This window comes from Streptomyces sp. R41 (genome assembly GCF_041053055.1).
Taxonomy (GTDB): Bacteria; Actinomycetota; Actinomycetes; order Streptomycetales; family Streptomycetaceae; genus Streptomyces.
Genome location: NZ_CP163443.1, coordinates 5,105,229 through 5,117,243 on the forward strand (window position 1 = coordinate 5,105,229; position 12,015 = coordinate 5,117,243).

Consider the following 12,015-nt stretch of genomic DNA (forward strand, 5'->3'; position numbering starts at 1 on the left):
CATGCGCCGACCGATTGGCTAAAAGAGACCCTTGTAGTCCTGCCAGCCGCTCGCGATCTTCACCCGTGAACCGAACGACCCGTTCCCCTTGCCGTCGTTGCGGTAGAGATTGCCGGAACCGTCCCAGGCGTCGACCCGGACCCAGCCGTCGCATCCCCCACCGAAGTCGGCTGATCCTGCAGGGGTGCACAGAAAAGTGGCCTCCACCCGGAACCGGGCGGAGGCCACTTCACTTCACTACATCACTGAACGTCAGCCGTTGCGCTTCCAGCGCGGCTTCTCGTCGCGGCGGAAGGAACCGGTGCCGGTACCCGTGCCGCGGTGGTCGTCACGACGGCCGTTCGGGCGGTCGTGGCTGCCGGAACGGAAGCCGCTGGAGGGGCGGTTGTCCTGGCGGTCACGGTTGAAGGGACGGTCGCTGCCACGGTGGCCGCCACGGTCGTCGCGGCGCTCGAAGGTGCGGCCGCCACGGTCGTCCCGACGGTCACGGCTGAAGCCGGGGCGGTCGTCACGACGCTCGAAGGTGCGGCCACCACGGTCGTCCCGACGGTCACGGTTGAAGCCGGGGCGGTCGCCGCGGTCGTCGCGGTTGAAGCCGCCACGGTTGTCGTCGCGACGGTCGTCACGGCGGAAGCCGCCGCCACGGTTGTCGTCCCGGCGGTCGCGGTTGAAGCCACCACGGTCGTCACGGCGCTCGAAGGAACGGCCACCACGGTCGTCCCGACGGTCACGATTGAAGCCGCCACGGTTGTCGTCACGACGGTCGTCACGGCGGAAGCCGCCACGGTCGCCCCGGTTGTCGTCACGACGCTCGAAGGAACGGCCACCGCGGTCGTCCCGACGGTCGTCACGGCGCTCGAAGTTGCCCCGCTCGTCACGGCGCTGACGCGGCTGCTCGTACGCCGGACGCTCGGCGGGCTGCTCGGACACGGCAGGCACCTCGGCCGGAGCCTCGGTCGCGGCCTGCTCGACGACGGCCTCGGCGGCTGCGGCGACCGCGGCCTCCGGGTCCTCGCCCCGCTCGCGCGCGGCACGGGCGATCAGCCTGTCGGCCTCTCCACGCAGCTCGGCGGCGCGACGCTGCGCGCGCTCCAGCTCCTTGGTGAGCTGCGTGACCTCACGCTCGGCCTGCTGCGCGGCGTTGCCCGCCGACTCGGCCTGGACCTCGGTCATCGAGCGGGCGCCGGTGATCTCGGCGACCTCGGGCTCGAAGGCAGTACCGGAGTTGATGATGTGACGCGCGGCGTCGACGCCCGCGTCCTCCATCAGCCGGAAGATCTGACGGCGCTGGTGCGGCAGCGACAGCGACACGACGGTGCCGGAGCGACCCGCACGGGCGGTACGCCCGGAGCGGTGCAGGTAGTCCTTGTGGTCACCGGCGGGGTCCACGTTCAGCACCAGGTCGATGCCGTCGACGTGGATACCGCGGGCGGCGACGTCGGTCGCGACGAGCGCGTTGACGTAGCCGTCCTTGAAGTCGGCCAGCGTCCGCGTCCGCGCGCCCTGGGTCATGCCGCCGTGCAGCGCGTCGGCCTTCACACCGGCGTCGCGCAGCTGCTCGGCGATGCGGTCGGCGCCCAGCTGGGTGCGGACGAAGATGATCGTGCGGCCCTTGCGGGAGGCGATCGCGGCGGTGACCGGCGCCTTGTCCTTGGGCTTCACGATGAGGATGTGGTGCGACATCGTCGTGACGTTGCCCTGGGCGCTGTCGACCTCGTGCGTGACCGGGTTGGTCAGGTAGCGCTTGACCAGCGTGGAGATCTCGTTCTCCATCGTGGCCGAGAACAGCATGCGCTGGCCGCCGGCCGGGATCTGGTCGAACAGCTCGGTGACCTCGGGCAGGAAGCCCAGGTCGGACATCTGGTCGGCCTCGTCGAGGACGGCGACCTGGACGTTCTCGAGCGAGCAGGCGCCACGGTTGATGACGTCGCGCAGCCGGCCCGGGGTGGCGACGAGGACGTCGACGCCGCGCTCCAGGGCGTAGATCTGGTTGCCCATCGACGTACCGCCGCAGACGACCTTCATCTTCAGGCCGAGGACGTCGCCGTAGGGCTGCAGCGCGTCGGCGACCTGCATGGCCAGCTCACGGGTCGGCGTGAGGATGACGGCGCGCGGCTTCTTCTTCTCGGTGTGGCCGCCGGCGAGCTGCGCCAGGGTCGGCAGACCGAAGGAGAGGGTCTTGCCGGAGCCGGTGCGACCGCGGCCGAGGATGTCCTTGCCGGCCAGGGCGTCCGGGATGGTCGCCGCCTGGATCGGGAAGGGGGTGGTCACGCCGTTCTGCGCGAGCTTGCGGACGACGCCGTCCGGCAGGCCGAGCGAGGCGAAGGTGATCTCGGGGGTGGACTCCACGGCCTCGACGGCCAGGACGCCCTCGGTGTCGACGTTCTCGTTGTTCTCGGGCACGACGACGTGATCAGTACTGGAAACAGACATGCGAAATGCGAACCTTCCGGAGTTCTACGGCACGCGCCCAAACTCCGTGAAGTCGCAATCGACCGCCTCTATGCGGTCCGGCCACGGCAAGGGAGAGTACGCGCCACACGCGGCGCTCTCTGCGTTGGCGCCGGGCAAATGGGATCAAACGATCTACCACCATACGCACCCCCCACCCCTGAAGGCAAACTGACCCCCAACGCCGCAGGTCAGGGCATCTTTCGCCGCGCAAGGGGCGCGGGGAACCGCGCGACCAGCCCCCACGCACCCGCGGCGAAAGAACCACCCGGGGGGTCTGGGGGCGCAGCCCCCAGGTACGGGAATGGGCAGGGGCGGAGGGGGCGAAAACCCTAGACCGGCGACCCCGCCTCGGGCGCCGGCTCCCGCTCCACCAACTGGGTCGCCTGCTCGTGCGCCGAGGACGACGGCTCCGCCGTAGCCGGATCGGACGCAGGCGGCGACGACGCGGGCGGAGGCGGCGGCGTCGGCTCCGCGGTCGTACGCGTGGGACTCGGCTCCCCCTGGGGCGGCGCCGGCACCTCCGTCTGCCCCTTCCCACCCTTGTCCGGAGCCTTGGCGGACGGCTTCGCACCTCCAGAGGCCGACGCCGAAGCCGAAGCCTTCCCGGACTCGGACTCACCGGGCTTCGGGGAGGCGGACCCCTTCGCGTCCTTCCCCCCACGGAACCCGGCGCCGCCCCCGCTCACCGCGGAGCCCCCGTCGGGCGCCTCCCCACCCCGCTGCCCCGCCGAGTACGAGGACCCGGGCCGCTTCCCGTCGTCACCGACGCTCATACAACCGGCGGCCGCGACGACGACCATGACCGTGGCGGCCAGACGGACGGGTACGTACAAGGCGCGCACGGGCAGCCACCTCCGAGGGCGGAACGGGAGTCACCCTGCCCAACTCCCGCCGCCCACAAGAAGACACGCGCCCCGCAAGGGAACGTCACCCGTACCCGAGCGCGTGCAACCGCGCGTCGTCGATCCCGAAGTGATGGGCGATCTCATGAACCACGGTCACTTCGGTCTCCGCGACCACGTCCTCGCGCGTGTCGCACATCCGCAGAGTCGGCCCCCGGTAGATCGTGATCCGATCGGGCAGCACCCCCGCGTACCACTCCCCACGGTCCGTCAGCGGAGTCCCCTCGTACAACCCGAGCAGCCCGGGATCCTCGGCGGGCGGTTCGTCCTCGACGAACACCGCCACGTTGTCCATCAGCCGCGTCAGCTCCGGCGGAATCCGGTCCAGGGCTTCGGCGACCAGTTCCTCGAACTCCTCGCGCGTCATCTCCAGCACACGGCCATTGTCCGGCACGACGCCGCCGTAGGAGAGTCGGCGACAGCGCCCTACGAGAGTGACGACCACCGCGTACGAGGCTCATGGCGACGCCGTACGAGAGTCACGGCGCCCGTCCGACAGTCGGAACGCGCCCGGCATACCCACCCGCGCACTTGGGCATACGGGACCAATGGCCCGCGTCCCCGCTGCCGTAACCGCCGCCGCAACCGCCGCCGCGCACCGCATACGAAGCCGCGCCCGTACGGCGACCCGTGCCCTGACCCGCCGCTACCGTGACCGCCGCGCGCTCCCCGCGGTCGAGCTGGTCCCCCAGCCGCACCCCTACCCCCGCGCGCTCGGCCTCCTCTGCGTCGTCCTCCTCGGCGCCTGGCTGGGACTGCTGATCGTGGGGAACGTACGCGTCCCGGTCGGCCCCATGAACACCACCATGACCCTGCGTCCCTCCCTCACCGGCGGCACGAAGATCAACGTCTCCCCGCTCGGCGCGTTGGAGCTGCGCAGCCACGAGGCACCGCTCCGCCTCGACGTGGACGTCGACCAGCTCGACCCGGTCCGCTCCCAGGCCCTGGTCGACCACCCGGAGCGGTTGTCCGGCCTGCAGGACGAGGTCGCGCAGGACGTCGAGCGCGGCACCCTCGACCTGGCCGTACGGTCCTGCATCGCGGTCGTCTCCGGGGCCAGCGCCCTGGGCCTCGCGGTCTACCGCCGCCCGCGCCGCGCCCTCGCCGCGGGCGGCCTGGCACTCACCCTGCTGGCCGCGTCCGGAGCGACGGCGTTCGCCACCTGGAACCCGAACTCGGTCCTGGAACCGAAATTCTCCGGACTTCTCTCCTCGGCGCCCTCCCTCGTCGGCAACGCCCGCAGCATCGTGAGCGAATTCGACGTCTATCAGAAGGAGTTGGCGCGCCTGGTGACGAACGTGACGAAGCTGTACGACGTCACGTCCACGCTCCCGACGTACCAGCCCGACCCGTCCACGATCCGGGTTCTGCACGTCTCGGACATCCACCTCAACCCGGCGAGCTGGAAGATCATCGCCTCGCTCGTGAAGCAGTACGACATCAATGTGATCGTCGACTCCGGCGACACGATGGACCACGGCACCGCGGCCGAGAACGGCTTCCTGGACCCGATCGCGGACCTCGGAGCCCCGTACATCTGGGTCCGCGGCAACCACGACTCCCTCCTCACCCAGCGCTACCTCAAGCACACGAAGAACGTGCACGTCCTGGACAACGGCCGGGCGGTCACGGTCGCGGGCCTCCGCTTCGCCGGCATCGGCGACCCGCAGTTCACCCCCGACCGCGCGGTCACACCGGGCGGCAACCCGGCGGAGGAGCTCGCGGGCGCACGTCTGGCGTCCGCGCTGCACGACCAGCGGGCGGCGGGCACTCCCGTGGACATCGCCATCGCCCACGAGCCCTCGGCGGCGCGCGAGACGGACGGCGAGGTGCCGATGGTGCTGGCCGGCCACCTCCACCACGAGGAGATGGAGGTCATGAAGTACGGCACGCGCCTGCGCATCGAAGGCTCGACGGGCGGCAGCGGCCTGCGAGCCGTGGAGGGCAAGTACCCGGACCCCATCGAGGCCTCGATCCTCTACATGGACCGCGACACCCGCCGTCTCCAGGCCTGGGACGAGATCAAGCTGGGCGGCCTGGGACTGACAACGGCCGAGGTCAGCCGCCACCTGCCGAAGGAGAACCAGCCGGGCGCCGGCCTGCCCACGACCCAGTCCCCCACCCCCTCCGGAACCACCCCGTAAACCGTTTTGGCGATACCTCCCGCCATCCCATATGCTTCTCACGTCCCCGACGCGCTGAGAAGCGCCCAGGCGGGCCGATAGCCCTCATCGTCTAGCGGCCTAGGACGCCGCCCTTTCAAGGCGGTAGCACGGGTTCGAATCCCGTTGGGGGCACGCAGAACGGTGTGCGACACTAGATTCGCTTGTTCGCACACAACAGCTTGGTCCTGTGGAGCAGTTTGGAGTGCTCGCCACCCTGTCAAGGTGGAGGCCGCGGGTTCAAATCCCGTCAGGACCGCTGAGGTTTCTCTGAAACCTCGTGGCTGGGTAGCTCAGTTGGTACGAGCGATCGCCTGAAAAGCGATAGGTCGCCGGTTCGACCCCGGCCCCAGCCACAACCCAAGGGCCCCGTCCAAACGGACGGGGCCCTTGTCGTGCCCGTACCCACGATTCCCTGCCCCAACTTGGCATGTTCCCGGCACGGCGCTACGTTCGCCCTGGCCGAAGCAGTGCCTACTGGTGGGGGGACCATGACGACGAGCCCTGGCGGGTCGGAAGCCGAATCGCAAGGCGGGTCGGAGGCCGGTTCGCAAGCCGTGGCGCGAGCCGGGTCGGGAGCCGTCGCGCGAGCCGCGGGGAAGTCGAAGGTCACGGGCGAGCTGAAACTGGAGCGGGACCGTGCGCTCTTCGGGCTGATAGCCGTTGGGCTGAGCAACGTCGTGATCGCGGCGATCGCCGGAGTCGCCGTGTGGCAGCTGAACGGCGACAAGTCGGTCGCCCTCGGCGTCATCAGCGCCGCTTTCACCGCTGTCAGCACGATGACCACCGCGTATCTCGGGATCAAGGCCGTTTCCAACACCGCGAAGGCCATGTCGCAGCGCGACACGTCACCCCGCGACCAGGCCTGACCGAAGGTCGCGGGCCCGCGCCGGAGCCGCCGGGCGCAAAAGCGTTCGCCAGGAATTTCGGCGAGGTGAGATCCTGGACGGCGTATGTCTACGCATCCTGCCCCCGCCCTCGGCGATCTCGCCCCCCGTCTGGCCGAGCTGTCCCTGCGCGACGCGCACCGGCTCGGGCGCAGGCTCGAAGGCGCGCGCAAGATCCGCAAGCCCGAGGCCCGCTCCACCGTGCTCGCCGAGATCGAGGCGGAGGTCGCCAAGGGCGAGCTCCGTATGGCCGAGCGCCGTGCCCGGGTACCCGCCGTCACGTACCCCGAGCAGCTCCCGGTCAGCCAGAAGAAGGACGCGATCGCGGAGGCCATACGCGATCACCAGGTCGTCATCGTCGCCGGTGAGACCGGGTCCGGTAAGACCACCCAGATTCCGAAGATCTGTATGGAGCTCGGGCGTGGCGTCCGCGGCATGATCGGGCACACCCAGCCCCGTCGTATCGCCGCCCGTACCGTCGCCGAGCGCGTCGCCGAGGAGCTGGACACACCGCTCGGCGAGGCCGTCGGCTGGAAGGTGCGGTTCACCGACCAGGTGAACCCCGACGCCACCTTCGTCAAGCTCATGACGGACGGCATCCTGCTCGCCGAGATCCAGACCGACCGCGAGCTGCGCGCGTACGACACGATCATCATCGACGAGGCCCACGAGCGGTCCCTCAACATCGACTTCCTGCTCGGGTATCTCGCCCAGCTGCTGCCCAAGCGGCCGGATCTCAAGGTCGTCATCACCTCCGCGACCATCGACCCCGAGCGCTTCTCCCGGCACTTCGGCGACGCGCCGATCGTCGAGGTCAGCGGGCGTACGTACCCCGTCGAGGTGCGCTATCGCCCCCTCCTCGAAGAGGACGGCGACGACGCCGACCGCGACCAGATCACCGCGATCTGCGACGCCGTCGAGGAGCTGCAGGGGGAAGGCAAGGGCGACATCCTCGTCTTCCTCTCGGGAGAGCGGGAGATCCGCGACACCGCCGACGCGCTGACCAAGAAGAACTATCGGTTCACCGAGGTCCTCCCCCTCTACGCCCGCCTCTCGCACGCCGAGCAGCACCGCGTCTTCCAGCCGCACACCGGACGCAGGATCGTTCTGGCGACCAACGTCGCCGAAACCTCGCTCACCGTCCCGGGCATCAAGTACGTCATCGACCCGGGCACCGCCCGTATCTCCCGCTACAGCCACCGCACCAAGGTCCAGCGGCTGCCCATCGAGCCGGTCTCGCAGGCCAGCGCCAACCAGCGCAAGGGCCGCTGCGGCCGTACGTCCGACGGCATCTGCATCCGGCTGTACACCGAGGACGACTTCCTCGCCCGCCCGGAGTTCACGGACGCCGAGATCCTCCGTACGAACCTCGCCTCCGTCATCCTGCAGATGACCGCGGCCGGCCTCGGTGACATCGAGAAGTTCCCGTTCATCGACCCGCCGGACCACCGCAACATCCGCGACGGTGTCCAACTCCTCCAGGAACTGGGCGCGCTGGACCCGACGGAGAAGGATCCGCGCAAGCGGCTCACCCAGACCGGGCGCAAGCTGGCCCAGCTGCCCGTGGACCCGCGCCTTGCCCGGATGGTCCTGGAGGCCGACAAGAACGGCTGTGTACGCGAGGTCATGGTGATCGCGGCCGCCCTCTCCATCCAGGACCCGCGCGAGCGCCCGGCCGACAAGCAGACGCAGGCGGACCAGCAGCACGCCCGCTTCAAGGACGAGACGAGCGACTTCCTCGCCTTCCTGAACCTGTGGCGGTACGTCCGCGAGCAGCAGAAGGAGCGGGGCTCGTCCGCGTTCCGCCGCATGTGCAAACAGGAGTACCTGAACTTCCTGCGCATCCGCGAATGGCAGGACATCTACTCCCAGCTCCGCACGGTCGCCAAGCAGATGGGCATCCATCTGAACGAGGAGGACGCGGCCGACCAGAGCGTCCACGTCTCCTTGCTCGCCGGTCTGCTCTCCCACGTCGGCATGAAGGACGTGAAGGAGGCCGGGGCGGAGGGTGGGAGAAACACAGCGAAGAACGAGTACCTGGGCGCCCGCAACGCCAAATTCGCGATCTTCCCGGGCTCGGCCCTCTTCAAGAAGCCCCCGCGTTTCGTGATGTCCGCCGAGCTCGTCGAGACCTCCCGCCTCTGGGCCCGCGTCAACGCCAAGATCGAGCCCGAGTGGGTCGAGCCCCTGGCCGGGCATCTGCTGAAGCGCACGTACAGCGAACCGCACTGGGAGAAGGACCAGGCCGCGGTGATGGCGTACGAGAAGGTCACGCTGTACGGCGTACCGATCGTCGCCCAGCGGAAGGTCAACTACGGGCGGGTCGACCCCGAGACGTCCCGCGAGCTGTTCATCCGCAACGCGCTCGTCGAGGGCGACTGGCGTACGCACCACAAGTTCTTCGCCGACAACCGCAAGCTCCTCACCGAGGTCGAGGACTTGGAGCACCGGGCGCGTCGCCGGGACATCCTGGTCGACGACGAGACGCTCTTCGACTTCTACGACCAGCGGGTGCCCGAACACGTCGTGTCCGGCGCGCACTTCGACTCCTGGTGGAAGCACAAGCGCCACGAGGAGCCCGAACTCCTCGACTTCGAGCGCTCGATGCTCATCAACGAGAAGGCCGGGGCGGTCACCAAGGACGACTACCCCGACTCCTGGCGCCAGGGCCGACTCAAGTTCCGGGTGACCTACCAGTTCGAGCCGGGTGCGGACGCGGACGGCGTGACCGTCCACATCCCGCTCCAGGTGCTCAACCAGGTCACGGACGAGGGCTTCGACTGGCAGATCCCCGGCCTGCGGGAAGAGGTCGTCACCGAGCTCATCCGGTCCCTGCCCAAGCCGATCCGCCGGAATTACGTCCCTGCCCCGAACTTCGCCCAGAAGTTCCTGGAGCGGGCCGTGCCCCTCCAGGAGCCGCTGACCACGACGATGGCGCGCGAGCTGAAGCGCATGGTCGGCGTGCCGCTCACGGCCGACGACTTCGACTGGTCCCGGGTCGCGGACCACCTCAAGATCACCTTCCGGATCGTCGACGAGCGGCGCCGCAAGCTCGCCGAGGACAAGGACCTGGAGGCGCTGCAGCTCCAGCTGAAGCCGAAGGCGCGCAAGGCGATCTCGCAGGCCGCGGCGGCGACGGCGGAGCGCGAGGGCGGCGAGTCCCTGGAGCGGACGGGGCTGACGGACTGGACGATCGGTTCGCTGACGCGCGTCTTCGAGACCCGTCGCGCCGGCCAGCCGGTGAAGGCGTACCCGGCACTGGTCGACGACGGCGACACCGTCTCCGTACGGCTCTTCGACACGGAGGCCGAGCAGGCGCAGGCCATGTGGAAGGGCACGCGGCGGCTGATCCTGCGCAATATCCCGGTGAACCCGGGCAAGTTCGCCTCGGACAAGCTCACCAACGCCCAGAAGCTCGCCCTGTCCGCCAACCCGCACGGCTCGATCCAGGCCCTCTTCGACGACTGCGCGATGGCTGCCGCGGACAAGCTGATCGGGGACTTCGGGGGACCCGCGTGGGACGAGGAGTCGTACCGGAAGCTGTACGACAAGGTGCGCGCCGAGATCGTCGACACGACGGTGCGTACGGTGGGCCAGGTGCAGCAGGTGCTTGCCGCCTGGCAGGCCTGTGAGCGCCGCCTGAAGGCCGTCAAGAGCCCGACACTCCTGGCGAACCTCACGGACGTACGGACGCAGCTGGACGCCCTCGTGAAGCCCGGCTTCGTCACGGCGACCGGGCTGCGCCGGCTTCCGGATCTGATGCGCTACCTGATCGCCGCCGACCGTCGGCTGCAGCAGATGCCGACCAGCGTCCAGCGGGACACCACCCGCATGGAGAAGGTCCACGAGATGCAGGACGAGTACGCCTGGCTCCTGGAGCAGCTGCCACAGGGCCGGCCGATCCCTTCGTCGGTCCTGGACATCCGCTGGATGATCGAGGAGCTCCGGGTCAGCTATTTCGCGCACGCGCTCGGCACGGCGTATCCCGTCTCGGACAAGCGCATCGTGAAGGCGATCGACGCCGCCGTCCCGTAACCGCTCCTGCACGTTCGGTGAGTTCGACCCCGGGGCCACCCTCCTGTACAGTCTCTTCTCGCAGCACAGCGCAGGAATGAGTTGCTGCGAAACCTGGTCCTGTGGAGCAGTTTGGAGTGCTCGCCACCCTGTCAAGGTGGAGGCCGCGGGTTCAAATCCCGTCAGGACCGCAGTGAAGAGGGCCCCGCATCCGAGTCGGATGCGGGGCCCTCTTCGTGCGCGCCGCCGCCGGGGCCGACGCCGAGGAGTTTCTTCGCCCCCTCCGCCCCTACCCGTTCCCGTACCTGGGGGCTCTGCCCCCAGACCCCCTGGGTTGCCCTTCGGCCGCGGATCGGTGGGAGCTTGTCGCGCAGTTCCCCGCGCCCCTTGCGGGGCGCCGGACCCGGAACGGGAATGGGTAGGGCGGCGAGGACGAAATAAACCCGCCCCCAGCCCCCACCGCCTTGACGGCGTCACATTCCGCCGGTACCCAGAAACCAGGGCCCCTCGACGCCTCGGAGGTGCGTATGGCGGCGACCGCTAGGCACGAGACGCGAGCTCTGCTGCGCGCCCACCTGGCGGCCGCCTCCGGGTACCGCCATCTGACGCGGCACTGCCCGATCTGCCACCAGCTCCTGCGACTGGCGATGGAACCCGCCCCACGGGGCGAGGAGGACCCCGGGGGCGCCGCCGAGGACGAGAGCCCCTCCAAGGCATGATCAGAGGCGGCGGACCCGCTCAGCGGGCGGTGGGAGTCGGGACGTACGTCCACCTGTGCTCGGCCCCAACTCCTCTAGCGCAGAAGTCCCGTAGGCAACAAGGACTGTGGCATGTGACGGGTGTCACCGCATAGGTTTTCAGAACCGCGGAACTTACACCCCACCTACAACTGGTCAATTTAATATGTGCAATTGCACCCCCCTCTGGGGGCGTCCACAGGAGATCCGACACCCCTCCCCAGACTCCGACAAGGCCACTCACAGGCCAGCCGTCCAGGCACGAACAGGGCACAAAAAAGATCGCGCTGGACCCGGCGGAGTCCAGCGCGATCTACGACGCACCCTTGTCACGTACCAAAGAAGCTTGGGCGTGGGCTCTGTTGGGGCAGAACCCGCGTCGCTTGGAGCTGTGGTTCGGACGCCTCGGCCGGTTGGGGGACTAGCCGAATTGTCCGGTTATGCAGTTGTTCAGGCCTCGCTGCGCTGCTGCGGAATACCCGCGAGCAGTGCGCGGACCTCAGCCTCGCGGTAGCGGCGGTGTCCGCCGAGCGTGCGGATGGACGTAAGCTTGCCGGCCTTCGCCCACCGCGTGACCGTCTTGGGGTCGACGCGGAACATCGTGGCGACCTCAGCCGGGGTCAGCAGCGGCTCGGCATCAGGGGTGCGAGCGGTCATGAGCGGCCTCCTCGGGAGAACCGAACCTTCTCGGTTCTTTCCTCTAAATTCTGCACCTTGACCCGCGTTGCCCGAAATGGCGGACGCGAGTCGAGTCGGTTATAGGACGAACGGCTTGTCCTCGGCACTACAACTACACCATCCGTCCAGCCGCGTCGGCCAAACCGATGGAATTGCCCTCCCAGGTGTTCATCAGCGACGG

Annotated in this window: 9 protein-coding genes and 4 tRNA genes; 8 read left to right on the forward strand and 5 right to left on the reverse strand. The window is 69.1% G+C overall.

The window, feature by feature from the left end; genetic code table 11:
• Positions 1-18: 18 nt before the first annotated feature.
• The 4 genes from AB5J53_RS23370 to AB5J53_RS23385 form a co-directional block, all read right to left on the reverse strand.
• Positions 19-228 carry a hypothetical protein gene (locus tag AB5J53_RS23370; protein WP_369247619.1) on the reverse strand — a complete coding sequence of 70 codons (210 nt, stop codon included), beginning with the start codon at positions 226-228 and terminating at the stop codon, positions 19-21.
• 24 nt (positions 229-252) lie between these two features.
• Positions 253-2,433 carry a DEAD/DEAH box helicase gene (locus tag AB5J53_RS23375; RefSeq protein WP_369247620.1) on the reverse strand — a complete coding sequence of 727 codons (2,181 nt, stop codon included), beginning with the start codon at positions 2,431-2,433 and terminating at the stop codon, positions 253-255.
• 350 nt (positions 2,434-2,783) lie between these two features.
• On the reverse strand, positions 2,784-3,296 hold the full coding sequence (locus tag AB5J53_RS23380) for a hypothetical protein (protein WP_369247621.1): 513 nt from the start codon (positions 3,294-3,296) through the stop codon (positions 2,784-2,786).
• A gap of 85 nt (positions 3,297-3,381) precedes the next feature.
• Positions 3,382-3,732, reverse strand: a complete 351-nt coding sequence (locus AB5J53_RS23385; RefSeq protein WP_369247622.1) for a metallopeptidase family protein — start codon at positions 3,730-3,732, stop codon at positions 3,382-3,384.
• A 172-nt stretch (positions 3,733-3,904) separates the two neighbouring features.
• On the opposite strand from AB5J53_RS23385, the gene AB5J53_RS23390 reads away from it, so the two are divergent.
• The 8 genes from AB5J53_RS23390 to AB5J53_RS23425 all read left to right on the forward strand — a co-directional run bounded on the left by AB5J53_RS23390 (position 3,905) and on the right by AB5J53_RS23425 (position 11,138).
• A complete protein-coding gene (locus tag AB5J53_RS23390; protein WP_369247623.1) occupies positions 3,905-5,500 on the forward strand; it encodes a metallophosphoesterase in 1,596 nt (531 codons plus the stop codon).
• Positions 5,501-5,580: 80 nt separating this feature from the next.
• Positions 5,581-5,653 (forward strand) — tRNA-Glu (locus tag AB5J53_RS23395).
• A gap of 49 nt (positions 5,654-5,702) precedes the next feature.
• A tRNA-Asp gene (locus AB5J53_RS23400) sits at positions 5,703-5,777 on the forward strand.
• Between the two features lie 23 nt (positions 5,778-5,800).
• Positions 5,801-5,874, forward strand: a tRNA-Phe gene (locus AB5J53_RS23405).
• 135 nt (positions 5,875-6,009) lie between these two features.
• Positions 6,010-6,387, forward strand: a complete 378-nt coding sequence (locus tag AB5J53_RS23410) for a hypothetical protein (RefSeq protein ID WP_369247624.1) — start codon at positions 6,010-6,012, stop codon at positions 6,385-6,387.
• A gap of 84 nt (positions 6,388-6,471) precedes the next feature.
• Complete coding sequence (gene hrpA, locus AB5J53_RS23415; RefSeq protein ID WP_369247625.1) at positions 6,472-10,440, forward strand: ATP-dependent RNA helicase HrpA; 3,969 nt, start codon at positions 6,472-6,474, stop codon at positions 10,438-10,440.
• A gap of 95 nt (positions 10,441-10,535) precedes the next feature.
• Positions 10,536-10,610, forward strand: a tRNA-Asp gene (locus tag AB5J53_RS23420).
• 336 nt (positions 10,611-10,946) lie between these two features.
• On the forward strand, positions 10,947-11,138 hold the full coding sequence (locus AB5J53_RS23425) for a DUF6274 family protein (protein ID WP_369247626.1): 192 nt from the start codon (positions 10,947-10,949) through the stop codon (positions 11,136-11,138).
• A 468-nt stretch (positions 11,139-11,606) separates the two neighbouring features.
• Here the strand turns inward: AB5J53_RS23425 and bldC are convergent, their stop codons facing one another.
• Positions 11,607-11,813 carry a developmental transcriptional regulator BldC gene (gene bldC / locus AB5J53_RS23430; protein WP_003949541.1) on the reverse strand — a complete coding sequence of 69 codons (207 nt, stop codon included), beginning with the start codon at positions 11,811-11,813 and terminating at the stop codon, positions 11,607-11,609.
• Positions 11,814-12,015 lie beyond the last annotated feature (202 nt).